Annotated in this window: 15 protein-coding genes, 1 tRNA gene, 1 rRNA gene and 1 pseudogene; 15 read left to right on the top strand and 3 right to left on the bottom strand. The window is 48.5% G+C overall.

Going from position 1 to position 25,916, the window contains the following annotated elements:
- The 10 genes and pseudogenes from LKD71_RS12430 to LKD71_RS12385 all read left to right on the top strand — a co-directional run.
- Positions 1-77 (top strand): 23S ribosomal RNA (locus LKD71_RS12430); the annotation flags it as partial.
- A 219-nt stretch (positions 78-296) separates the two neighbouring features.
- A tRNA-Pro gene (locus tag LKD71_RS12425) sits at positions 297-370 on the top strand.
- Positions 371-523: 153 nt separating this feature from the next.
- The gene (locus tag LKD71_RS12420) at positions 524-1,369 is read left to right on the top strand and encodes a response regulator transcription factor (RefSeq protein WP_227615660.1); all 846 of its coding nucleotides are present in this window, start codon (positions 524-526) and stop codon (positions 1,367-1,369) included.
- Entirely contained in the window at positions 1,366-3,045 is a 1,680-nt protein-coding gene (locus LKD71_RS12415) for a sensor histidine kinase (protein ID WP_227615659.1), read from the top strand. The genes LKD71_RS12420 and LKD71_RS12415 overlap by 4 nt, the downstream gene beginning before the upstream one ends.
- A gap of 137 nt (positions 3,046-3,182) precedes the next feature.
- On the top strand, positions 3,183-4,697 hold the full coding sequence (locus LKD71_RS12410) for an ABC transporter substrate-binding protein (protein WP_227615658.1): 1,515 nt from the start codon (positions 3,183-3,185) through the stop codon (positions 4,695-4,697).
- Positions 4,698-4,758: 61 nt separating this feature from the next.
- Entirely contained in the window at positions 4,759-5,652 is an 894-nt protein-coding gene (locus LKD71_RS12405) for an ABC transporter permease (protein WP_227615657.1), read from the top strand.
- Positions 5,653-5,662: 10 nt separating this feature from the next.
- Positions 5,663-6,538, top strand: coding sequence for a carbohydrate ABC transporter permease (locus tag LKD71_RS12400; protein WP_227615656.1), 876 nt, complete (start codon positions 5,663-5,665; stop codon positions 6,536-6,538).
- 21 nt (positions 6,539-6,559) lie between these two features.
- Positions 6,560-6,850: pseudogene (locus tag LKD71_RS18715) on the top strand (hypothetical protein); the annotation flags it as partial.
- 122 nt (positions 6,851-6,972) lie between these two features.
- A complete protein-coding gene (locus LKD71_RS12390; protein ID WP_227615661.1) occupies positions 6,973-7,254 on the top strand; it encodes a hypothetical protein in 282 nt (93 codons plus the stop codon).
- Positions 7,255-7,274: 20 nt separating this feature from the next.
- The gene (locus LKD71_RS12385) at positions 7,275-8,612 is read left to right on the top strand and encodes a glycoside hydrolase family 1 protein (protein ID WP_227615655.1); all 1,338 of its coding nucleotides are present in this window, start codon (positions 7,275-7,277) and stop codon (positions 8,610-8,612) included.
- A gap of 68 nt (positions 8,613-8,680) precedes the next feature.
- Here LKD71_RS12385 and LKD71_RS12380 read toward each other — a convergent pair whose 3' ends face one another.
- From LKD71_RS12380 to LKD71_RS12370, 3 genes are all read right to left on the bottom strand, one after another.
- Positions 8,681-9,754: an alpha-L-fucosidase gene (locus LKD71_RS12380; protein WP_227615654.1), complete on the bottom strand. Its 1,074-nt coding sequence runs from the start codon at positions 9,752-9,754 to the stop codon at positions 8,681-8,683.
- A gap of 69 nt (positions 9,755-9,823) precedes the next feature.
- Entirely contained in the window at positions 9,824-11,779 is a 1,956-nt protein-coding gene (locus LKD71_RS12375) for a protein kinase domain-containing protein (RefSeq protein WP_227615653.1), read from the bottom strand.
- Positions 11,780-11,796: 17 nt separating this feature from the next.
- The gene (locus LKD71_RS12370; RefSeq protein ID WP_227615652.1) at positions 11,797-12,255 is read right to left on the bottom strand and encodes a hypothetical protein; all 459 of its coding nucleotides are present in this window, start codon (positions 12,253-12,255) and stop codon (positions 11,797-11,799) included.
- Positions 12,256-12,502: 247 nt separating this feature from the next.
- Here LKD71_RS12370 and LKD71_RS12365 point away from each other — a divergent pair, with 247 nt between their 5' ends.
- The 5 genes from LKD71_RS12365 (at position 12,503) to LKD71_RS12345 (ending at position 25,844) form a co-directional block, all read left to right on the top strand.
- Positions 12,503-19,063 (top strand): Ig-like domain-containing protein, encoded by a 6,561-nt coding sequence (locus LKD71_RS12365; protein ID WP_227615651.1) that lies wholly within the window; start codon positions 12,503-12,505, stop codon positions 19,061-19,063.
- 354 nt (positions 19,064-19,417) lie between these two features.
- Positions 19,418-22,024, top strand: coding sequence for an alpha-L-rhamnosidase (locus LKD71_RS12360; protein WP_227615650.1), 2,607 nt, complete (start codon positions 19,418-19,420; stop codon positions 22,022-22,024).
- A gap of 253 nt (positions 22,025-22,277) precedes the next feature.
- Positions 22,278-23,372, top strand: coding sequence for a lactonase family protein (locus LKD71_RS12355; RefSeq protein WP_227615649.1), 1,095 nt, complete (start codon positions 22,278-22,280; stop codon positions 23,370-23,372).
- Positions 23,369-25,054 (top strand): sensor histidine kinase, encoded by a 1,686-nt coding sequence (locus tag LKD71_RS12350; RefSeq protein ID WP_227615648.1) that lies wholly within the window; start codon positions 23,369-23,371, stop codon positions 25,052-25,054. Before LKD71_RS12355 ends, LKD71_RS12350 begins: the two co-directional genes overlap by 4 nt.
- The gene (locus LKD71_RS12345; protein ID WP_227615647.1) at positions 25,032-25,844 is read left to right on the top strand and encodes a response regulator transcription factor; all 813 of its coding nucleotides are present in this window, start codon (positions 25,032-25,034) and stop codon (positions 25,842-25,844) included. The genes LKD71_RS12350 and LKD71_RS12345 overlap by 23 nt, the downstream gene beginning before the upstream one ends.
- Positions 25,845-25,916 lie beyond the last annotated feature (72 nt).

The raw sequence follows: 25,916 nt of genomic DNA, 5'->3' as shown, positions 1-25,916 counted from the left end.
CGAGGTAGATAGGTCAGAGGTGGAAGTGCAGTAATGCATGGAGCTGACTGATACTAATAGGTCGAAGGCTTAACCAAGCCAAAAGCACTTGACGATTGGCAAGTCGAAGACGAAGACAGAGTCTAGTGCGTTGGTTGTTCTGCGAGCGTAGCGAACAGAACTTCCAAAAAAGGCAGTCTGGGTAGAAGAAAATCGGATGGAAAGAAACAAAAACATTTCTGTGTGTGGTTTTGAAGGTACATAAAACCTTCACTGATCTGGAAAACGTGTTTTCCAGATTAAGTGCTATAAGGAATCGATGCGTGGCTCAGCTTGGTAGAGCGCTGCGTTCGGGACGCAGAGGTCGCAAGTTCAAATCTTGTCGCATCGACTAAAAATGGGATCGTTCTTATGAACGGTCCCATTTTTGTCGGTACGACAAGATTTGAACTTGCTGGGAACGAACGCCAGTATTTCTTTTCCTCAAACGATGTGCTAAAATACACCATTAGAAGGTGTTTTTTGTTTTGAGGAGGGAAGGGTTATGTACAGTCTTTTGGTAGTGGATGATGAGCAGTATGCAGTGGAGGGCGTGATGGAAGCCATCGACTGGAAGAGCATCGGAATCATGGCTGTTTATGGGGCGTACAGTTCGGAGGAAGCGAAGAACATCATACGGCAGCATGATATACAGGTAATAGTCTGTGATATTGAGATGGCGGAGGAGAGCGGACTCGATTTTCTGAAATGGATGCGGACGGAAGGGTATTTTGCAAAGCTGATTTTTCTGACTGCTCATGCCCGGTTTGATTATGCGAAGGAATCCATCACGCTGGGAGCTACGGAATATCTGATGAAGCCGGTGGATCACGATATTTTAAAGGATACTGTGGCAGCTGCGCTGAAAGCCTGGCAGGAGGACGAAAAGCGGGAGTCCCAAGTACAGGAATATGAAAAAATCTGCGCGAAGCTGTCCCAGGGCGAGTTAAAAAAGCTTCTGGATTCCTATCAGGATCAGCCGGAGCTGATACCAGAGCAGCTGCAGGACGGTCTGATTTACCGCGTCAAAGAGTATATCAGCCAGAACCTGGAAGGAGACTTAAACCGCGAGACGATTGCCGGCCAGGTGTTTTTGAATGCGGCTTATTTGTCCAGACTGTTCCATAAAGAGACGGGAGAAAAGCTTTCGGATTATATCCTTCGGCTGCGGATGGAACGGGCAAAAGATCTTCTGACTTCTACCAGTGAAAAAGTCACATCCATTGCACAGCGCTTGGGCTATAATAACGACTCTTATTTCATAAAGACCTTTCGGGGAATGGTGGGTGTTACGCCCTACGAATATCGAAAACAGACGCATAACTCCCGGAAAAAAGAGGTGACATTATGAAGCAGAGGATCAGAAATTTCTGCCGGACGATTCGCTTTAAAATGCTGATCATTCTCCTGGCCTTTTTGATGGTTTATGTGGTTACGGTCTCCTATTTTCTCTATGATACGCTCCAGTCTACCCAAAGCAAAATTTTAAGCCCTTATCAGGACATGCTGGATCTCTATGTGGAACAGCTGGAAACCTCGCTGGAGGATATCGACAGTTGGATGAGAAACTTTTCCGGTGATTTTGATGTGAATATGATGGCTATTCAGGATGAAAAGACAGATCGATATACCCTGACAAAATATCAGGTGCGCTATGATATTCATCGAAACCGTCCGGGTTACAGTACACTGGATGCTGTCTATGTTTATGATAAGCGAAATGAAAGTCTTATGATGATTCCGGACGACTGCGATCACTTTGAACCGCTGGTTTATGACTTTTGGAATGAGGGCGGCTGGGAGAGTGAAGGCTGGACTGTGATCGGGGAAGAAGGAAAGTATGCCCTGTTCCGACAGTATATTGTCAATAATTCCGTCTATATCATGGTCTTCGTTGATCTTAATAAAATTTCAGAAGAGATCAGGGAGATTGCCCTGGGAAATCATATGGACTGGAATATTTGCACCGGTGAAAAGGTTCTTTGCGGAACGGAACAGTTCTCAGCCTCAAAATTTATTTTTAGTCGGAGTCATACCCTGGAAAAATCTTTCCGAAACATTGATATGACCTTTCATTTTCTTGTAAATATCAGAGAACTTTGGAGAAAAAATATTTATTCGGTTCTGTTTCTGACCGTTTCTCTTCTGGTCTTATTTGTTGTCGGGTGGACCCTGGCATTTTATACGATTCGCCGGAGACTCTTGATGCCGCTGGATCTTTTGATTAAAGGCATGCAGAATTTTGACGGAGACGAGAAGCCGGAGAAATTGGTTCCCTCCGGGCGGATTGAGGGAGAAATGGCTTTTGCAATCGATACTTTTAACGATATGGTTTCTCAGATCTGGAATGACCGTATTCTGATTTATGAGGAAAAACTGGAAAATCAGAAGCTCGTGATCCAGAATCTGCATTCGCAGATTGATCCTCACTTTTTTTCTAACACCCTGAATCTGATTTATAACCTGATTGCGATCAACCGGAATGATGTGGCAAAAAAAGCTCTGATTCTGCTCTCATCCTATTATCGCTTTATGTGCAATCTGGACCGGAAACTGATTTCGCTGAAAAAAGAAATTGATTTTATCTGCAATTATCTGGAAATCATGAAGCTTCGCTTCCCGGAGAAACTGGATATTCAGCTTTCCTTCGATGAGACGCTGGGAAAACTTAAGATCCCTCCGATGCTGCTTCAGCCCCTGGTTGAGAACAGCATCAAGTACGGCTTTGTCAATCGAAGTCAGCTCTTTCATCTGACCTTGTCTGCCCGGACAGAGGACGGGGCGGCTGTGCTTTCTGTCGAGGATAGCGGCAAAGGTTTTCCAGAGGAGTTCCGCGGAACCTTTGATCAAAACCATACTTTTGAGGTGCCGGATAATCCGGAGAGTGATAATCATGTGGGACTCCGGAATATTTATCAGCGGCTTCTCATGTACTACGGAGAGGATGCCAGTCTAAAGATCGACTGGAATGGAGAGTGGTCCCGCGTAGAGATCAAAATTCGTGACTGGGAGAAGTATGCTTTGTGAAATAAAACAAGAAAATAGAAAAACCTTCCCATAGAAGTAACAAAAGTGCTGTTTTGTATCACAATTATTGCTATTTTGCTATGCATAATTACCATATAATAGAAGCACAAACAAATCAACACAAGGGAGGGTTTCATATGAAAAACAGAAAACGTTTCTTAAGTCTTGCTCTGATGAGCGCCGTGTTATCCACCAGCGTCCTGACTGGTTTTGCCTCCGATGGAGACTCCGGGGAAATTCCAACCCTGACCTGGTATCTTCCTGGTAATCCGACCAATATGACCAGTGATGGATATAATGCGGTGATGGAAGAGGTAAACAAATATCTGGAAGAAAAGATCGGCTGTCATCTGGATGTGAAATTGTTTGCATTTTCCGAATATGCACAGAAATGTTCCACAGTAATCAGTGCAGGCGAGCCTTACGATCTGATGTTTACCTGTGACTGGCTGAATAACTTTGCTACTAATGCAGGAAGTAATGCCTATCTTCCGTTAAATGATCTCCTGGAAGAAAACGCACCGGATGCTATGGCAGATATTCCTGAGTATATGTGGAAAGCGACCACGATAAACGGAAATATTTATGCAATGCCGGCTTTACAGACTTATGCGAAAAATGATGGTATTTTCCTGCGGGCGGATATCGCAGAAGAACTCGGCATTGAGGGAAGCTCCTATGAGAATGGAGTCAATACCTATACCCTGGATGATCTGGATAACATTTACAGCCAGATTGTTGAAAAGCATCCAGGCATAATTCCAGCAGATGGTACTGACATTTTCTGGACACATGTAGATGAAACATACGGATTTAATTTCCTTGGCGGTTTTGAGGTTCCTGGTGTCGTTCGTTTCTCTGATGAGAGTAAGGTTATCGATCAGTTCCAGTCAGATGAATTTATGGACTACTGTAAGAGAATGTATGAGTGGCAGCAGAAAGGATATGTACAGCCGGATTGGGCCAGCTATGTAACCATGACAGACCAGCATACGATTGATCGTAAATCACCGGATCATGTGACCTATCAGGCGGGATTTACAGCACCTAATGTAGCCAGTATGGCAGTTAGCGATTGTGGCTGGGAGGAGACACCGGTTCCCATCATCACAAGCAACAAGTATGCAGTTACCTCCGGTGTGACCCAGTCGCTTACCGCTGTAGGCGTAAATTCCAGATATCCGGAAAAAGCCGTTCAGCTTTACAATCTGGCTTACTCTGACCCCTGGTTTGTAAATACCCTTCTTTATGGACTGGAAGGCGTAAACTATAACAAGGTTTCCGATACGGAGATCGAGATCATCCGTGATTCCAACTATGCAGCTCCTCTTGCTTCCTTTACGATTGCCAACCAGTTCATCACCTGGGTGGAAGCTGGCGCTTATCCGGCAGATGTCTGGGAGCAGACGAAAGCTTTCTGTGAGGATGCAACTCCTTCCGAATTATTCGGATTTATCTTTGACTCCTCAAATGTAAAGAGTGAAGTGGCTAACTGCTCTGCCATTTATGAAGAGTACAAGTATCCGCTTCTCTGCGGTGCTGTGGATCCGGAAACCGTGATTCCCGATATGCTGAACCGTCTGGAGCAGGCGGGCTCTGCAAAGATTATTGAGGAAATGCAGCGGCAGGTTGATGCTTTCTTAGGTAAATAAAGACAATGACTCTGGAGTGTGCGTATGAGCGCACACTCCATTGTTATTAGGAGGGGTGTCCATGAAAAAACAAAAATTACCACTTCTGTTCCTGGCCCTGCCGGGAATCATTCTTATTTTTCTCTTTGGTTATCTGCCTTTGTTCGGTCTTGTCATTGCTTTTAAGAACGTCGATTACTCAAAAGGAATCTGGGCCAGCGACTGGGTAGGCTTAAAAAACTTTGAATTTTTCTTCAAATCCAATGATGCGCTTCGTGTGACGCGCAATACACTGGTCATGAATGCGCTTTTTATCGTATTTACTCTGATTGTTTCTGTGTCCGTTGCGATTATGCTGTACTATGTGGGCAGAAGAATGCTCCGGGTAACACAGACCGTTCTGTTTCTGCCCTATTTGATTTCCTGGGTTGTGGCCAGCTATGCGCTGGAAGCTTTTATCGATGCCAGGTACGGAGTCGTCAATCAGTTTCTCAATTTTCTGGGACTTAAAAATATCAATTTTTATTACCTGCCGAAATGGTGGTATCTGATTATTGTCATCTGCTATATCTGGAAATCCGCGGGCTATTATTCGATTCTCTATTACACAAGGCTTCTGAGTGTCGATCCTTCCCTGTATGAAGCGGCGGAGATCGATGGGGCGAGTACCTGGCAGAAGATCCGCTACATTACGCTCTATATGCTGCGGCCGCTGATTATTATGCTGTGTCTAATTCAGATCGGTAATATTTTCTATTCCGATTTCGGTATGTATTATTTCCTTACCAAAGACAATGGTATGCTCTATTCGGTTACGGATGTCATAGATACCTACATCTTCCGTGCCCTGAAAACCGTCAACGATCCCGGTATGGGAGCTGCCGTCGGCCTGTTCCAGTCTCTGATGGGCTTCATTCTGGTGCTGGCTTCCAATGCGGTAGCGAAAAAAATTGATGAAGAAGGCGCAATTTTCTAGGAGGAAGAATATGAAGAAAAGAATTAAAGTTTCTCAGGTGGCCCTCTACGGGATACTGACCCTGATTTCTGTCCTTTGGATCATTCCAGTACTCTTCATTTTTTCGCTCTCTGTCACACCGGAAACGAGCCTGAGCGAGGTAGGATATCGGCTGATCCCGAAGGAAATCACGTTTGATGCATATACATATATCATCAAAAATCCGGCGCAGATTTTGAACTCTTATAAAATATCGATCATCGTGACTGTGATTGGAACCGTGGCCGGTCTGATGTTTACCACAGGAATCGCCTATGCGATGTCACGAAAGGATTTCAAGCTTGGAAAGCACATTACTCGTTTTGTGATGTTCGCGATGCTGTTCCACGGAGGACTGATTCCGACATATATCGTTGTCACCCAGGTCCTTCATCTGGGAAATACCCTGTGGGTTCTGATTCTCACGATGCTGGTATCGCCCTGGAATATTTTCCTGATGAAAAGCTTTCTCTCCAGTATTCCGACGGAGCTTCTGGAGGCCAGCTTTATCGACGGAGCGACGGAGTATCAGACCTACTTTAAGGTAGTTCTTCCGCTGGCGAAGCCGGGCCTTGCGACTGTTGGTCTGCTGATCCTGTTCAGCTACTGGAATGACTGGTATCAGGCCATGCTTTACATCGATAACATGGATCTGGTTCCGCTGCAGCTTCTGCTGTACAAGATCATCTCAAATATTCAGTTTGTACTGCAAAATTCCTTTTACTTGGCCAGCGAGGGAGGAAGCTTCCCGACGATTGCAGCCCGAATGGCGACCTGCGTGATCGCGATCGCGCCGATGCTTCTTGCATTCCCGTTCTTCCAGAAATATCTGGCAAAAGGACTGACGCTGGGTTCTGTAAAGGGCTGATGCCAATAGGAAACTATTATTATGTATAGGAGGCGAAAAAAGATGAATCCAATTTTACCACTTGCGTATGCGACACCGGATGTGGAGGCTCATGTGTGGCCGCAGGATCCGAACAGGGTCTATTTATACTGTTCAAACGACCGGATTGACGGGGGTGGAATGTCGCCCTGTCAGCATTGCTTTTCTTCCGAGGATTTGGTACACTGGACTGATCATGGAGTTGCTTTTGATGCCAGTACGGCAATTCCATGGGTGTCTATGACTGACTTGCCGGCCATCGACGTGGCAGAAAAAAATGGCCGCTGGTACTATTATTTTACCGTTCACTCTCTTTTACGGGAAAGGAAGTTTCCTTTGTCTGCGAGGCGGCCAGCTTTGAATCCATTACGCAGCTTGAAATCCGTCTGGATGCCGTCGATGGTCCTTGCATCGGCGTGTGTGAAATCGACCATTCCGGAGGCTGGGCAGACTGGAAGGAATATCAGTGCGGAATTTCAACGGTTTCCCCCGTTTTTTCCTGGGAATGTGAGACGGAACGGCAGTTTACCGTTCAGATGTCGTCGAACCCGAAGTTTCAGAGTGCAGTGATGTATCTCGATACGAGAAACTGTTACTGCATCTATGACGGGGTTCCACTGCAGGCAGGAAAAACCTATTACTGGCGGGTACGAAGCAGGGTCGGTGAATGGACAGAAAGTCAGTTTACAACTATCTAATGTAGGAGGAATACCAAGCGATGAAATACGAATTTCCAAAAACATTTCTCTGGGGCGCAGCGACGGCGGCTGCACAGATTGAAGGTGGAGCCTATGAAGACGGCAGAGGCCCTTCGATCTGGGATGCATTTGCTCATCTTCCCGGCAGAATCAAGAACAATGATGTGCCGGATGTTTCCTGCAATTCTTATCATCTCTACGAGAAAGATATTGAGATGATGAAGAAAATAGGGCTTAAAACCTACCGTTTTTCTTTTTCCTGGTCCCGTATCATTCCGGATGGAACAGGAGAAGTCAATCCGGCAGGAATCGAGTATTATAAGAAGCTGATCGCTGCCTTGAAGGCAAACGGAATTGTGCCGAATGCGACGATGTACCACTGGGATCTTCCCTATGCTCTGCAGATTCAGGGCGGCTTTGGCAACCGTGAGTGCGTGAAGTGGTTTACAAATTATGCGAAGGTTCTGCTGGATAACTTCGGTGATGATGTGGATCTCTGGGCGACTTTCAACGAGCCGATTGCCGTTTATGTGGGAACTGCTTATGGCTTTTTTGCCCCGGGTCTGAAGAATGAAAAATATGCCCGCCAGTCTCTGCATAATCTCCTGCTCTGCCATGGAGAGGCGGTGAAACTTTTCCGTACCTATTCCTTTGCCCATGCGAAGATAGGTATTGTGGTGGATATCTGGAAACATTATCCGGCCCGCCCGGGAAACAAAGAGGACGAGGAGAGAGCCATTTTCAACAACGAGATCGCAGGCTACGGCATGTTCCTTCATCCCCTGTTTCTGGGAGGCTATTCTGATGAGCTGAATGCCTACCTTGAAAAAAATGATCTGGTTCCCAGGATGGAAGAGGGCGATTTTGATGTGATGCACCAGAAGCTGGATTTCTACGGACTAAATTTCTACAACGGACTCTATGACAATATGGAGGAGATCCGAAAGAGAGAGGAGATACTGAAGGCAGGTGGAAACTATCAGGATCGTCCGGAGCAGCATCCGGAAGCGCTCCGCGATGTGTTGCATATGGTGGTGGAAAAATATCATGTGGATATTCCGATTTACATCACAGAGAACGGTCTTCCCCAGGAGGACGGCCCGATGGAGGAGGTTCTCAACGATCAGGAAAGAATCGATTATGTAAGACAGGTTCTGATTGCGCTTTATGGCGCCCTGGAAGACGGCATTGATGTGAGAGGCTATTATATGTGGTCTCTTCTGGACAATTTTGAGTGGTCCGCCGGTTTCTCACCGCGCTATGGCCTTTGCTACACGAACTATGAGACGGGAGAGCGTATCCCGAAAAAGAGCGCCGGCTGGTACAGCGGCGTGATCAGCGAGAACGGTTTCGACTGATCTGAAAAAAGAAAAGCCTCCGCGGACATGCGTAAAAACATGTTTCCGCGGAGGCTTTTTTGCCGTTTTTACAGAGTTTTGGCAACCTCACGAAGGATCTTCTGGCTGGCCAGCGGGATGCGGCCCAGGCCGTCGGGACCTACGTTTAAGAGGTAGTTGATTCCCATGCTGTTCAGTTTCTTCTTGTTGGCAGCGATCACAGCGGCATCTTTCCAGTGCTGGTCGCGGGCACAGAAGCCCCAGGAATCGTTCATCGTAGCAGCGGTCTCGTAGAGGCCGTAGGGAGAGGGCTTGAAGCCGTCGATGCCGTTCATCAGGGACGGGTCAAACTCTACATTTTCCGGCATGGAATCCGGGATCTCATTGTCGCCCAGAGATACATAATCGTAAGCACCGTTGCCCAGACGGGAGTTGATGAGGCAGTCTGGCTGATATTTCTTGATGGCGTCGAAGAGCGCGCGGCTCTGATTCTCTTTCAGGGTCATGGGCATATCGAACCAGATCAGGCAGAGATCGCCGTAGTTGCGGAGAAGTTCCTCCACCTGCGGGTAAATCTTGTTCTCAAAGCAGAGATCGAAGTTCTTGTGTGCGGTGTCCGGGAAATCCCAGCTGTTCTCCCAGGTCACGCCCTGGCTCGGGATATGGTTGGACAGGTAGCCGCCGCCGTTGGGCTCATGCCAGTCCAGATCCTGAGAGTAGTAAAGACCCATTTTCAGGCCGTGTTTGTAGCAGGCCTCGCCGATCTCGGCAACGACGTCGCGGCCGAAGGGAGTGGCGTCCACCACATTGTATTTGTCTACTTTGGAATGGAACATAGCGAAACCGTCGTGATGCTTGCTGGTCACAACGAAATATTTCATTCCGCAGTCTTTTGCCAGTTTTACCCATTCTTCTGCGTTGAAGAATACCGGGTTAAATGCTTTGGTCAGTTTTCCGTACTCGGCGTTGGGGATAGCTAGATGAGCCTGAATCCATTCTGCGTAAACACCGCTGTAACGGTCCTTGTACTCGCCGGCCAGCAGGGAATAGAGTCCCCAGTGTACCATCATTCCGTACTGTGCTTCTTTGAACCATTTTCTCATGTCCATATCGTGTAACTCCTCCTTAGATAGTCTTTGTACTTCCAGTATAGGTGAAATCACCGATTTTTCAAGAGACAAAATCCGCACGGAAGCAGGCTATTTTTTGTCCCGCCATACAGATTTTCCAGGTTACACAAGAAAGATAAAATCGTTGTCCGGATAGGCCTCCATGATGGCGTTTTTCTGCTCTTCCGTGCAGTTGATGCTCTTAAGGGAAGGAAGCCTGTCGAGCCCCTCATAGGAGAGACAGTCTGCCCCGTAGATATGAAGGGTCTTAAGACCGGAAAGGCGCTCAAGCCCCGAGAAGTCCTCAATCTGCCAGCTGATGAGGGTAAGATCCGTAAGGGCAGGAAGATCCACGGAGCCGATCACGAGGCTGGAGGTATTGTCTCCCCGGAAAAAGAGAGTCGTAAGTTTGGAAAAGCCATTGAGGGAGGAGAGGGGAAAATCATGGGAATAATGAAATTCCAGCTCGGTAAGGTTCATTCCGCTTAAGGCCTCGGCCGTGGACTGGGTCATGGAATCCAGGGTCAGGGAAGTCAGATTCTTAAGGAAGCGAAGCTCGGTGTAATCGTTAAGCTTCGTGCCGAAAAGATTCAGCTTTTCCAGCGAATCCGAAAGGAGGGGCTTGATGGTGGAAACCTTCGTCTCGCCAAGGTCCAGATTCTTAAGGGCCGGAAGGGGAGCGAGAGAGGAAAGGTCCTCGATTTCCAGCGTGGAAAGGTTCAGGCTCTCAATATGAGAATTTCCACTTAAGGGGGTAAGATCCGTCAGCGGATTGTAGCCCAGGCCCAGTTCTTTTATCGTTGTGTCCTTCAGGGGAGAAATATCAGAGATCTGCTGGTTGTAGAGGCTTAAGACGGTGAGGTTTGGCATATGGGTGATATCTTCCAGAGAAGAGATGGTTCCGCACTGTTTGTAGAGTTCTGCGTTCCGCGTGGCTTCATCGTAAAACCAGATGGAATTTCCGAGGGACTGAAATTCGCTGTCAGAGGAAAAAATCTGAAGGCCGAAAATGTGAAGCTCCGTCACTTTTTCGAGATCGGAAAGCGTGAGAAGCCCTTCCGGTTTGTTGAGCATGGAGCGTACGGACTCTTCGATGAGAGGTTCCGTGAAGGTATAGCTGTCTTCCTTCTGGAAAATCGTCTCCGGAAGGGAAATTTTCCCGGAGAGTCTCCAGCCGGCCGCCAGTCCGGCGCCTGCCGTGAAAAGAAAGAGAAGGAAATAGGGCAGGCGGGAACGGCTGTGTTTTCGAAAAGGGGGAACTGCAATTGGAATAGGTTGGGAAGAAAAGACAGAAGGGTACCGGGCTTTCAGAAGGTCCGGAAGCAGTTCCTCCGTGGTCTGATATCGTTTGTCGGGGTCGAACATCGTGGCTTTGGTGACGATCTGGCGGACCGGCTCGCTGAGCTCCATAAGAACCGCATTTTCCGGTTTGTACTCTCCGGTGATGCAGTAGAGAAGCAGGATTCCCAGGGAATAAATGTCGCTTCGAAGGTCCGTCTGCTGGTAGCCGAACTGCTCCGGCGGAGCGGTAAGCCGGGTTCCCATGACCAGCGTATCGCTTGTCTTTGAGGAATTGAGGAAGCGGGAGATGCCAAGGTCGATGAAATGGCATTTTCCAAAGCTGTCCACGATGACGTTCTGGGGTTTGATGTCCCGATGAAGCAGGGACGGGGTCAGAGTATGCATAAAATGAAGAATCTCTGTCAGTTCGATCAAATACTCCAGGGCCGTCGGTTCGGCGAAGCCCGGGCGTTCATAGTTCGACTCACAGAGTTCCTCCAGACTTTTTCCTTCTATATAAGAACGGATATAAAAACAGGTTTCCCCATACCACTCCAGGAGAATGGGCCGGGGAAAAGAGGCTGCAAAGGGCGAATCGGTCTGATGAATCATCTCCAGGACCATTTTTTCCTGGAGAAGGGATTTGGACAGAAGAGGATCGCTGGCAGTCTTGAGGAGGACGGTCTTTCCGCTGCTTCTGACAGCGATGAGACAGGTAGAAGCCTGCTCCGAATATTTCAGACAGGAAACGAGCTCGTAATGTTCTGCGAGAGGGTCAGGCAGGATGAGATCTTTCATAGGCAGTTCCTCCGGATTCAGTCGTTGGATTCCCGGTAGAGCGGCGTTTCCTGAAGACTGAGCAGCAGTTCGTTAGCCTGCTGCATGGTGTATTTTTTCTCGATGGCAAAGATGATCGCTGCATCACGGCGTACTTTTGGGTAAAGACTGCCGTGGCCGGCAAGTCTTAAAAGCTGGCTGGTCTCCGTGAGGGTCGCTTCCATGCAGAGGCAGATCCGAAGGACGATATTTCTCCCCGGGGTTTTGAACCCGCTGAGAAGATGATAAAAATAGGATCGTTCGATGCCGCTGCGCTGGATGATGTCCTTGGCAGTCAGTTTGTGTTTTTCCATAGTCTCGTACAGATAATGGCAGAAGACGGGTGTCTCCATTTCGTCCTGCCAGATATTTGTCACCTCAGAGAACTGCCCGGATTTCTTGATGATGGACAGGAGCTGGGAGGTGGTCAGCTTTTTTTCAGTATCCGTGTGTTTCACAGAGCTTCCTCCGGTTGTAATTTTCACCAACAATGATTTGCGAAATTTGTTTAAAAATAACTGTTGTTATACATTGAAAATTCATAGATTTTCAAGGGACAATAACATTATTACTAAGTATAGCACAGGCCGGAAAAAATGGACAGTGTCCGGCTGGAAATGCCCGGAAAAGTCTTCTGTCAGGACACCAAATAGCGAAAACGGGATGCTATACTCAAGTCAAAAGAGAACGGAAAGGAGACGTTTTATGAAAAGAAGAAAAGTTGCAATGCTGATGGCTGTGCTGATGACCGCTTCTTCTTTGTCGGGAAGCTATGTTTCAGCGGCATCCATAGAAGATATGGAAGTAACGGCGGAAGAGATCGCGGTTCAGAGCCAGGAGACCGAAAGCGAAGTGGTGCAGATGGCAACAGAAGGAACAGAGCTTCCGACCGAAGAGGCTTTGGTTCTGGAGAAAACCGAGACTATTCAGGCAGAAATGAAAACAGAGAGCGCCTCACCGGAAGTTGCTGAGAGCGAGATATCTGTACCGAAAAGCGAAAACTCTGAGACCGAGAGCGCCGCACCGGAAAGTGAAACTTCTGAGACAGAGACTCCGGCATCGGAAACAGAATCCGAGACGGAGGCACTGACAGAAACAGAGACGGAAACACCTCCGCCAGAAGAGGCTGCCGAAGTACTTGGGAGCGGGATCGCGGACACGGAGCCGGGGATCGCGGTATTTTCCGGGGAAACAGTAGAGTATTCCATTATATCTGCCGGCGGTTCTGACAAGCTGCTGAACGACGAGGGTTACGAGATCAATCCATTCCTGGGTGCTCTGGTGAATTTTTCAAGTCAGGGTGGAATCTTCCTGCTGAGGAGAACCAGCTACGCAGATGGCAGGAGCGTTGAAGAGGAGGTGGAGGATCTCTATGCAGAGGGAATCCGCTGGCGCGCCGAGTATGATGAAAATGAATGGGAGCGGGTCGATGAGTCGGAAGATGGCACAGGTCTCCCGGAGCTGCAACGAAAATCTGATGGAAAGATCAGTGTGACGATTCTTGCAGAGAGATATGTAGAAGAAAGTGACGACTGGGAAATAGTTGCTGAAAAAGAATTTACTTTTGACCCGGTGGAGTATTCCGTAGACTTTGAATACAGTTATGGCGGAGAAGATGCACACTTCCTGTTTTATGGAGACAGAAGTGAAGAACTTACACTGACACTCAATACGGAAGGGCTGACTGGTCTTAAAGGTTACAAAATCGAGTGGGCGGTGATACAGGACAAAGATGAGACCAAGGAACCCACCTGCGTTGATGTTTCCGTTTCCGAAGACGAAGATTCCATAACGCTTACACCGATGGAAGATTTTAATGAAGAAGGTCACGAACTGGATGTTGAGGCGAAGGTTTTAAAAGACGGGAAGGAGATCACAGCTACGGGAACGCATCTCGATGTGATTCCCACGAAACTGGATGCATCGAGACTTCAGCTTGAAAATGAGGTGCTTCTGCCAGGCGAAAGCTTTGAACTCAGCAAAGATTTTGAGTTTGAGGTCTGGGTACGCGATCCGAAGCATTTGTGGGAAGAGAGCGTGAACGTACAGCTTACCGGCGTAAGAATCAATGATCCGGACGAGATCTTCAGCTATAATGGAAATGAAAATGGAGTTGTTCAGCCGGATGAAGATGGTCAGTATTGTATTATGGCAAAAAGCGAAGAGGAATCAAAAACCGGAAGCGCAGATGTTTTTCTTTCCTTTGCAGGGGTTACTGATGAGTATCAGGATATTAATGGAGAATGGCAGTTCTCACTCACTGTGAATACGGAAAAATACTGTGTAGACTCTGCCTACAGCACACAAAAGGGCCAGATGATATGCGGCAGTGGACAGGATATCTTTACTTCTGTATATCGTGAGTGGTATGGGTCGGATGGAGACACCGAGAGGGAAGAGATCACGGATTATACGGTAGAAGTGGGAACGGATTATGATCAGGAACTGGTAACGGCTACCGTATCCGAAGATCAAAAGACTATTCATGTGGAAGCGTACGAAAATGAAGGCGGAACAGATATTCCCGTTTATTATAAAGTAGGCGATCAGAAAATCGGAAAGGCAGCCATTTATGTAAATGTGTCTAAAGATGTCTATCAGCTGGAACCTGAGTTTCTGGCAGATGAAAACGGAAAAGCAGTAAATCCGCTGAAAGGAGAGATTTTAGACCTTCCCGCGTTTGCAGAAGAGTTTAAAGTGTACCATTTGCACTACAATAAAGAGACCAGAGACGTGGAGAAAACAGCGGAGCCGGAAGAAAACATCCGCTATCTGGTAGGATATAACGGAGATGTGTGGAGCCGCGAGGATGATTTTGCCGAGGACTCTGCCGAGGATTATAGTCTGCCTGTTTTGAGAAGGCTGGAAGACTGTGAAACCAGTATCTGGATTACGGCAGAAATCAATCTGGCAGAGCCGGATTCTGAAAAACCAAGTTGGAGCTATGCTGCTGATCGGAGTTATACATTTGATTCCGTACATTGTGAGGTGGATCTTGAGTACAGCTATGGCGAAAGAGACAATTGCACCCTGTTTTACGGCGAAAGAGGCGAAGCGCTGACCCTGACTCTGAATAAGGATGGCTTAAATGGTCTTACGAAATATGATACACAGTGGATTGTGACCCAGTACTGTGACGGTGAAGAAAGAGACGTTACCGCCGTTAACTATGATGATCAGGACAACGATCAGATTACACTGGTTCCTACGGCTGATTTCCCGGAGGATGGCAGCTGGATTCATGTAGAAGCGAAGATTATGGTACAGGAAAATGAGATCGCTTCCACAGAGACAGATATTGGTCTGGCGGCGACAGAATGCAATCTTCAGGATTCCCTTCCTGGTGACCGCGTACTCCTGCCGGACTGGAGCTATGACATTGACAGAGAATGCTGGGTTTATGTACGGGATATCAGACATCCCGAAGGAGTAAGTGTACCAGTTCAGATCACCGGTGTTTCCGTGAACGATCCCGATGGCGTGCTTCGCTGTGACGTGGATGAAAGCGGAGTTCTCATACCGGATGAGGAAGGAAATTATCACGTTTATGCGGTAAATGAGGAGGGAAGTGTCAAGTCCGGAACTGCGGAACTGACGCTCTCTTATAACTACACAGAAGACGAGAACTATAAGATTAGCGGCGAATGGAAGGCTGCTGTCATGGTAGAAGGGGAAAACTACGACATAGATTTCTACTATGGCACAACCTGGCATATGCAGCCGGGGGACGAGCAGGATATTACGACTTCCGTTCATCACAACTGGTACGATCTGGACGAGGGCAGACACAAGAATGAAGATGTAAAAGATTATACCGTTGAGGTGGCTCTCGATGCGGAATGGGCAGATTTTGACGAGGAGCTTCTGGATGTGAGCGTGGCGGATGACGGTCAGACGATCCATGTGAAGGCAAAGAAAAAAATGGGTGGAACGAACATTCCTGTCCGTTATCTTGTCGGAGATCAGGAGATTGGTCAGGCAAACATCTGGGTGGATGTTTCCGAGGAATATTATGTGATCGAGCCGCAGGAACTGAAATCCAATCCGCTGATCGGTGAGACCCTGGATCTTTCTCAGGTGGAGTTTAAGGTTTATCAGATAATTTATAATCCGGATAAGGGAGAAAAGACCACATTTGAAGTACCGGCAGAAGAGATCCGCTTCTGGGCAAAATACGATGATAATGCCTGGATTCGCACAGATGAAGGCGATGAATACACCCTTCCGGTTCTGAAAAGAAAAGGAACCTGGGGAACCAGCATAAATGTCATTGCGGAGATGAATTTTGCGGGTGAGGATTCCAAAGAAGATGACTGGCAGCAGATCGGCGACTCTCAGAATTACTGGTTTGACGGATTTGAGTATCAGCTGGACCTTGCTTACAGCTACGGCGGACCGGAAAATTTCAGAGTCTATGTCGGTGCACCGTTGACCCTGACAGCTAAGATTGATCCGGTCATCGAATGGAATGAGGATATTTCCATTGAATGGAAGGTCTTTGTTTATGATGAAAACGGCGAGCGCAAGGATCTCGATCCGGAATCTATAAGCTGTACAAAGGATAGTCCGTCTCTTACCATAACGGCTAAAGATGGTTCTCAGGGAAACTGGTTCCAGGCAGAAGCTGTTGTAATGGCTTATGGCCAGGAGATCGCCCGCTGTGAGTACAGCATCGAAGTGCGCGGTGAGAGCTACTATTTTACCGGCATGGAGAATATGAGCGTATGCCTGTTCATCGGCCAGAAAAACGGTCCCTTCTTTACAAGAGATACCAATGGCAAGATCTGGATGGAAACTTATCAGGAAAGTGGAGAGTATCCGGAGGGAAAACGTACAAAAGTAGAGGTAACAGGAATCGAGGAAGACTGCGAGGAGGGAAATGAACTTCTTCAGATCACGGACAATGAAGAAGGGATCCATATCCTGCCTCTGGGAAAAACAGGTCAGACCTCCATGCGCTTCCTGCTTGTGGATGAAGAAGGAAACGAAGTTCCGTCGATCAGCTGCGAGGCTTATGTGCAGGAGGATTATATCAACATCATCGACATTGAAGTGAAGCGGGAATCCGGCGAAGGCACCTGTCTTCTTCCGGGAGAAACGCTGAAACTTCAGCCGGTGCTTGCACGGCTGTTCACAGATGAAAACGGAGAGATTCAGCAGGAGCCTCTGGAAGTATCCGATTATCATATCGTTTATACTGATTATGATGAAAATATCATTCGGGTAGATGAGGATGGAACGGTTCACACGGTTGGCCGTGGAGACAGCTGGGTTACCGTACAGGTTCTGGATGCAGAAGAACAGGAGATTACCTCCAATGGCCTGAATATCACAGTTAAAGGAAAGTATTATCAGCTGAAGACCGAAAAAGAGAACTTGCAGGTGCTGGCGCCCGGAGAGAGCCTGAAGGAGCAGTTCACTCCTTATGTATACAGTATCAGCAGGCCGGAAGGAAAAGAAACTGAAGACGGAACCTTTGTGATCCGGGAGATTTTAAACAATACAGAGGGCATTCATACTTCCATAAGTGAGACAGGTCTTCTGAGCGTGAGCCTGGATAAGAATACCACTCTGAGAAAAGGCAGCATTCAGTCTATGGAGATCATAGTGGAATATCGGGATGTGGACGGAAATTATCTGGCAGATAAGAACTATGTACTTATTCTCTGCAATCACGACGAAAAAGTTATAGATCATAAGGATGCGACCTGTACGGAAGATGGCTATACAACCTATGGGTGCAATGTGTGCGGCTCCACCTGGAAAGATACCCTGCCTGCAGCGGGTCACACCGAAGTAGCAGACGCAGCCGTAGAAGCAACCTGCGAGACCGCCGGAAAGACGGAAGGAAGCCACTGCACGACCTGCGGAAAAGTGCTGAAAGCGCAGGAAACGATCCCTGCAAAAGACCATACCGCAGTCACTGACGCCGGAGTAGACGCAACCTGTGAAGCGACCGGAAAGACAGAGGGAAGCCACTGCGCGACCTGTGGAAAAGTGCTGAAAGCGCAGGAAACGATCCCTGCAAAAGACCATACCGCAGTCACTGACGCCGGAGTAGGCGCAACCTGTGAAGCGACCGGAAAGACGGAAGGAAGCCACTGCATGACTTGCGGAAAAGTGCTGAAAGCCCAGGAAACGATCCCTGCAAAAGGCCACACCGCAGTTACCGACGCCGGAGTGAAAGCTACCTGTGAGACAGCAGGAAAAACCGAAGGAAGCCACTGCGCGACCTGTGGAAAAGTGCTGAAAGCCCAGACGATAATCCAGGCGACCGGTCATACGTCTGTGAGCGATGCAGGAGTGAAAGCGACCTGCGAGATGGTTGGAAAGACGGAGGGAAGCCACTGCTCCACCTGCGGAAAAGTGCTGAAAGCCCAGACCACAATTGCTGCAACAGGCCACACCTGGAGTAAATGGACTACAACTTCTGAGGCTACGGTATTTGCACCAGCAGAGCAGCAGAGAACCTGCAGTGTCTGCAAAAAGACCGAAGAACGGACTACAGGAAAAGCCCTCACTAAGGTCCTGAAACTGAATGCTTCCTCCATTTCTCTGCGGACCAGGCAGAAGACAACAAAAGTAAAAGTAGCTGCCATGGCTAAGGGAGATTCCGTGAAATCCTGGAAATCCAGTAATACAAAGATCGTAAGCGTAAAAGGAAAGAAAAACGGAACCTGTACCATCACTGCAGGGACAAAAACAGGAACTGCCAGGATCACGGTAAAACTGGCCAGTGGAAAGACCGGAAAGATCACAGTCAAGGTACAGAAGACGATCGTAAAAACCACAGGTATTACTTCTTCTGTAAAGAAATGTTCACTGGTTACCGGTGAAACGAAAAAGCTTGATCTGACGGTAAAACCGATCACATCGGAGGAAAAGCTTGCCTTTACTTCTTCAAATCTGCAGGTGGCAGCAGTTACTAGGGATGGAATGATTGTGGCGAAAACACCCGGAACAGCCAGAATAACGGCAAAATCCGGTAAAAAATCAGTGACCATAACAGTTACAGTAAAGAAAGCAGTACCGACCGCAATAACCGGAATCCCTGCGGCAAAAACTTTGAAAAAAGGAAAGAGCTTTACGCTGAAGCCGGTTCTTGCGCCAGCAGGAGTTACTGCAAAACTGACATATACCACATCAAACCGGAAAGTGGCCGTTGTGACCTCCAAAGGGAAAGTGACTGCCAAAGGAAAGGGAAGCGCAGTGATCACCGTGAAAACCGGAAAACTTATAAAGAAATGCCGTGTAACAGTAAAATAGAATAAAGTAAGTTTTTGAACGCAGATAAGCATTCCCCCGCTTCAAGTGCGCGGAGCAGTAAGCGGCTAAGCGGCGGGTGATGGGGGATGCTTATGTCAGTGGGAGTTGAAAGCTCCCACTGACAGATTGCGAAGCGACTGCGTTCATGAGCAAGTAGCGAAGCGGATTGCGAATGTCCGCTTTACAACCGCCAGGCAGCTGTATTGTATGATACAGGCCTGGCGGTTTTTCAGGTTTGGAATCGTGATATATTTGTTGGGTTTTGTAATAGAAAGAATTTCTCGAAGGTAGTAAGATAAACTTACCAAACTATATGCTGATGAAGAAGAAGCAGAAATAAAAGGAGGACATGAGATGAAACTGACAGACCTCAGAGTGAATCATGTGGAGGAACCGCTGGGCTTTCAGCTGAAGCCCGTGAGTTTTTCCTGGATGGTAACAGAGCCGGGGACAGCAAAAAAACAGAAAGCGGTAAGAATCCGTGTTTTTGAAAATAAAGAGATAATTTTTGACAGCGGGTATGATGAGAAGGCGGACAACCGGGATTATCCGGCAGAGCTTTCCTTAAAGCCGAAAACCCGCTACACCTGGAGCGTGGAGGTGATGGCAGACAATGGCGAGACCGCCGAGGCAGAAAGCTGGTTTGAGACCGGAAAAATGGAAGAACCATGGACCGGAAAATGGATCACACCGGAGCTTGATCCGGCGATTCAGCCGATCCTTCGGAAAAAATTTACCGTGGACGGAGCGTCGGAGGCTTCCAGACTTTATATCTGTGGTCTGGGTGTCTATGAGGCTTATCTCAACGGGGAGAAAATCGGAAGCGAATATCTGGCGCCAGGCTATCACTCCTACGATTTCCATTTACAGGTCCAGACCTACGATGTGACCGGTCTTCTGAAAGAGGGCGAAAACACCCTGGAAGTCTGGCTCGGCGACGGCTGGTTTCGCGGAAGATTCGGTTTCGGAGAAGGCTTCCGGAATATTTACGGTGACAAAATTTATCTGATTGCCGAATTGTATCATGGAAAAGAACTGGCAGCAGCGACGGATTCCACCTGGGAAAGCCATCCCTCACCCATCGTAAAAAGCAGTATTTACGATGGTGAGACCTACGATGCCCGGCTGGAGGCAGAGCTGGAAACCGGTTGGAAGGGCGTACGGGAAGAAATTCCGAAGGACTGTGGTTCCCTGGCGGTGAAAGACCTTCCGAAGGAGCAGCAGATTGCGGAGGAGCAGCCGCTTCTCAACGACCGCTACAGTCTATCGGTAGTGAAAAAAGAGAGCTTTTGTCCCATTGAAGTGATCCGAACACCGAAAAACGAGACGATTCTGGACTTTGGCCAGAACCTCACCGGCTGGGTAGAGTTTGATTCCGCTCTGGCTGAGGGAGAGGAGATTATCTTAAGTGCGGCCGAGATCCTGCAGGATGGCTGCTTTTACCGGGAAAACTACCGGTCAGCCGTGGCGGAATACCATTTCATTTCCGATGGGAAGAAGCGCCATGTGAGACCTCATTTTACCTTCTATGGTTTCCGCTATATGAAGGTGGAATATGTGGATAAGAGTGGAAAACCTACCGAGAAACCCGAGGGCAGTGTGGATAACTTTACAGCCCATCATCTGCGGAGCGATTTTGACCAGACCGGATACATTGAAACCGGTGTGAAAAAGGTCAACCAGCTGTTTCAGAATGCCCTCTGGGGTCAGAAGGACAATTTCCTGGATGTTCCCACGGACTGCCCCCAGAGAGACGAGCGCCTTGGCTGGACCGGAGATGCCCAGATTTTCTCGGAGACAGCCTGCTACAATATGTATGTGCCGGCCTTTTACCGCAAATACCTTTGGGATATGCGGGCGGAGCAGAGCATCATCGGCGGTTCCGTGCCTCATGTAGTGCCGAGACTGAAACGGGAACTTATCGAAGGCCATGGCTCCTGTGCCTGGGCGGATGTGGCCGTGGTGCTTCCCTGGAATGTCTACGTTCACTATGGTGACAAAACGCTCCTGGAGGAGTGCTATCCCGGCATGAAGGCCTGGGTGAACTGCATGCGGGAAAAAGAAGAGGCCTTAGGCGGAGCACATCTCATTAAGGACGGTTTCCACTTCGCGGACTGGCTGGCTCTTGACAATCCCAAGCCCGGTCCCTTCGGTGCGACGGACAATCTTTACATCGCCAGCGCCTACTATTACTGGTGTGCGAAGCATGTTTCTCTGGCAGCAGGCGTCCTTGGAAAGACAGCGGAAGAGACCGAGTATGCGAAGCTGGCTGAAGCGGTTCTTCAGGCAGTCCGTGAAAAATATTTTGATGAAAATGGTCTTTGCAACTGCGGTACCCAGACGGGTTCAGCCCTGGCGATTATGTTTGGCCTGAATCCTTCTACGGAAACCCGGCAGGCAGAGGGCGACCTTCTGGCAAAACGGATCGCGGAGAACAACGGCCATCTTAGCACCGGCTTTGTGGGAACACCCATGCTCTGCCCGGCCCTTACCGAGACCGGACATGACAAGATCGCCATGGATCTTCTGCTGAATGAGGAGTACCCGGGCTGGCTCTACTGCGTCAATATGGGAGCGACTACTGTCTGGGAGCGCTGGAATTCCGTGAAACCGGACGGTCACATGAATCCGGAGGGCATGAACAGCCTGAACCATTACAGCTACGGAAGCATTGAGGCCTGGATGTACAAGAAGGTCTGCGGCCTGACAGCGACAGAACCCGGCTTTAAGAAGGTAGTGATCGAGCCCCATACGGATCCGAGACTTGGAAGTGTTTCCTGCGAGGTGGAGACAGCCGCAGGCGTCTATAAGACCGGATGGAAATATGAAGAAAACGGCAAAGTGAGCTTCTGCGCAGAGATTCCCTTTGATGCGGAGGCTGAGATCCGCCTTCCGGGCCAGGAGCCGAAAATTGTTGGGGCAGGAAGCTACAATATGGAATTTACTCCGGAAAGAAGATGATACTGTATGTAAAAGATTATTTTCGCACTTGCATCATCACAAAAGTTGATATATGATTTTGAAAAGTAAAAAAAGCATCAACCTGACGTATGGCAAAGGTTTCTGATAGGGCAGTTCTGGTATATCAGATTGAACGCAGATCGCGAAGCGACTGCGTTCATGAGCAAGTAGCGAAGCGGATTGCGAATGTCCGCTTTACTGAGGTACTTTACAGGATGATAGCAAGCACTGACAGATATAAGGAGCGTAGAAAATGAACCAGATCGCAAGATTTTATGTGGGAACATACAGCCGTCCATTGATTTTTGGAACAGGTGAAGTATTCGAAGGGAAAGGCAAAGGCATCCATACATACCTTTTTGATATGGAAAAAGGAACTCTGATGGAGGAGGGAGCCCCGACAGAAACTGCCAATCCTTCTTTTGTCAGCCTTTCCGCAGATAAAGAGCTTCTCTATGCCGTCAACGAGCTGACGACGTTTAAAGGAAAAAAGGGCGGTGCGCTCAATATCTATCGCCGGGAGAAAAATGGAGAACTGACATTACTTTCTCAGAAAGCCACCGGTGGCGAGGATCCCTGCCATGTGGTGACAGACCGGGAGAGAAAAATGGTACTGGTATCCAACTATTCCGGTGGAAGTTTGGCAGTCTGGCCCCTGGACAAAGACGGAGCGCCGGTGGGAGAAGCTCAGGTGATTCAGCATACGGGAAAAGGCAGAAATCCTGCTCGCCAGGAAGGCCCTCATGTTCATTCGATCACCCTCACGCGGGATGAAAAATTTGCAGTGACGGCGGATCTTGGCCTGGATGAGCTCGTGCTCTATCCTGTGGACAAGAAGCAGGGCCGCTTGAAAGAAGCAGAAAAAATCATCTTCCCTACGGGAGAGGAGACGGGGCCGAGGCTTATCCTTTTTAATCGGAAGGGAGACCGCTGCTATGTAGCCTGCGAGCTCAGCTGCGAGGTGCTGGTCTTATCTTATGAAAATGGAAACTTTACGCTTCTTCAGACTCTCTCCACACTGAAAAATGGCTGGTCTCCGGAGAATACCGCCGCGGATATCCACCTTTCCAAGGATGAAAAATTCCTCTATGTCTCCAGCCGGGGCGAGGATACAATCGCCGTTTATCAGGTACAGGAGGACGGCCTGCTCTCCCTGGTGGAGATTGTCCCTGCCGGGGTGAAGACTCCGCGGAACTTTGCCATTGACCCCAGCGGCAAATGGCTGCTGGCCGGAGGGCAGAACAGTGACACGGTGGCCGTCCATGCCGTCGATCCGGAGACCGGAAAACTGACTCTGACCGGGACTTTTGAGGTGCCGACACCGGTGTGTCTCTGCTTTGAGCCATGACGGAGGAGAAGAAAGCCCCGGAAATCTGGGCAAAGGTGAAAGGCTTCTGTTCTCATTTCATCCAGTCCATCTCCACGAAGGTCCTTCTTCTGATGCTGCTACTCATTCTGCCCTTTAATTTTCTGGCAATCTGGCTCAGCGAGCGGACGATGAGCACTCTGATTGAACAGGCGCGGGTGTCTGTGCAGAACTCGATGAATACCTATCTCACTAACCTGGATTATAAGATGGAAACAACGGTAAAACTTCTCTACAATCTTCGCTATAATGATATTTATGGATTAACGGTAATCAAGCAGGCCGGAGATGAGAAATATGCAGGGGAAAAGGTAAAATTTTATTATTCTCAGAAGAATTATTATGATACCACCAATGTGACAGATGCCTGGTTTATTTATCTGAAGAAACTGGACGATGTCATTACCTGGGACGGTGCCTTTCACTCTAGGAAAGACGATGAGGTTTACATCCGGGAACAGGAAGAGGGGGAGGTCGCTGGCGGCTGGACTTTAGCCACGATCAAAGACCGGGAGGCTGCAAGGCTTTTTATCGATTCCGGAACGGTCACTTACGGCGGCTGGATCTACCTGGATACGCTGCTGGATGATCTGAAGAAAGACCTGGATTACGAATCCATCGAGCTGAGTTTTTCGGATGCGGAGAAAAAAGAGGCGGCAAAGGATGAGCTGGTGGTCTCTTCCTATTGTAAGAGAGGCCGCTTTTTCCTCAATGCCGTTCTTTCCCAGAATGAGGTAACTGGAAAAATTGAGGCAGTCTACGGAATCATGCATGCCTTCAGTATTGTGGCCTTTCTCCTGATTCCGATTCTCTATGCGCTGATCCAGCGTCTGCTTCTCCATCCCTTACGGGTCCTGAATCAGGCCCAGAAACGCCTCAGAAACGGCGATCTGGATTGCCGTATCACAGAGAAGGCCAACTCGATCGAGTATGAACATTCCTTCCAGTCCTTCAATAAGATGGCAGATCGAATACAGGATCTGAAGATTGAAGTCTACGAGAAGGAGCTGGACCGGAAACAGATGGAGCTTTCCAATCTCCAGCTGCAGATCCGCCCCCATTTTCTCCTGAACACCTTCAACCTGATCTATACGCTGGCTCAGAGGGGACAGGAAAAAGATGTGCAGCAGGTGATCCTTTACCTTTCCGACTATTTCCGCTATCTCTTCCGGAGCGGCCGGAATCTGGAAATTTTCGAGAAGGAACAGCATCTGATCGAGGCTTATATCGGAACGGCAAAGGTTCGTTATCCCGGAGCTATTGAGGCCGATTATGAATATGATCCGGAAATCGCTTTTGTCCGGGTGCCGCCGCTGCTCCTCCACAATTTCGTGGAAAATATTGTAAAATATGCCATAAGTCCGGGCAAAGTGACCCACATCTCGATTGTGGGCCAGTACGAGGGCGGAATGGTCAGTTTTATGATTATGGATGACGGAGGTGGAATGACGGAAGAACAGGTGGAGGAACTGGATCGGTCCATGCGGGAGCCGAGGAAAGACGGGCTCCATATCGGTTACGCCAATTCCCTGAAACGCCTGAGGTATTCCTATGGAGAGAAAGCAGATATTGAGATCAGCTCAGAACCGGGAGAGGGGGTCTGCGTGACCGTCACCTTCCCCTATGATCTGGAGGAAGAAAATGAACCTTTTGATAGTGAATGATGAACAGCTGACAGCGGAGACCATGAAAAAAGATATGGACTGGGCCTCCTACGGCATCAGCGAAGTCTATACCGCCTACGATACGGAGGCAGCCAGAGCATGTATTGCGGAGCATCCGGTGGATATCCTTCTCTGCGATATCGAGATGCCGGGAGAAAACGGCCTGGGGCTTCTCCGCTGGGTGCGGGAGCAGGAAAAAGAGATCGAGTGCATTTTTCTCACCTGCCATGCGAAGTTTGCCTATGCTCAGGAGGCGATCATCCTGGGCTGTCAGGATTATATTCTGATCCCGGCGCGGTACGAGGATATCGGAGAAAAGATCCGCAAAGTCGTGGATCGAATCCGGGGAAAAAGAGATACTGCCCGGTATGAGGAATACGGAAGGCAGCTTTTTCAGGAAAAAATTCATGAAGGGGAAGCTTCAGAGAGCCCTCAGAGAAGGGTTCAGCCCGAGGAAACCGCCGAGGAGGTTTGCCGATATATTTTAAAGGAGCTGAAAAACAGCGAGCTCAATGTGGAGCGCATCGCGGAAGAGTTCCATTTTCACCCGGCCTACTTAAACCGCCTCTTTAAAAAGGAAAAAGGCGTGTCGGTGGGACAGTTTCTCATCAATGAGCGGATGAAGCTGGCGGGAGCCATTCTGGAGACCGGCCAGTACAACGCCAACGAGACGGCGGAAAAGGTGGGATACTCCCATTACACGAATTTTTACAACATGTTCAAAAAATACTATGAGATGTCCCCTGCGAAATATCAGGAAGATTTCCTGAAAACAAAGAAGCAAAGTTGAAAAATGAGGTCCCGGAGCAGAAAGGTTCCGGGATTTTTTATGGAAATGTTCGGAATCGTAAAGTTCAGGTTA

The organism is Fusicatenibacter faecihominis (assembly GCF_020686945.1).
GTDB classification, from domain to species: domain Bacteria; phylum Bacillota; class Clostridia; order Lachnospirales; family Lachnospiraceae; genus Limivivens; species Limivivens faecihominis.
The sequence above is the reverse complement of the archived record's forward strand: the minus strand, read 5'-3'. Positions and strand labels throughout refer to the sequence as shown.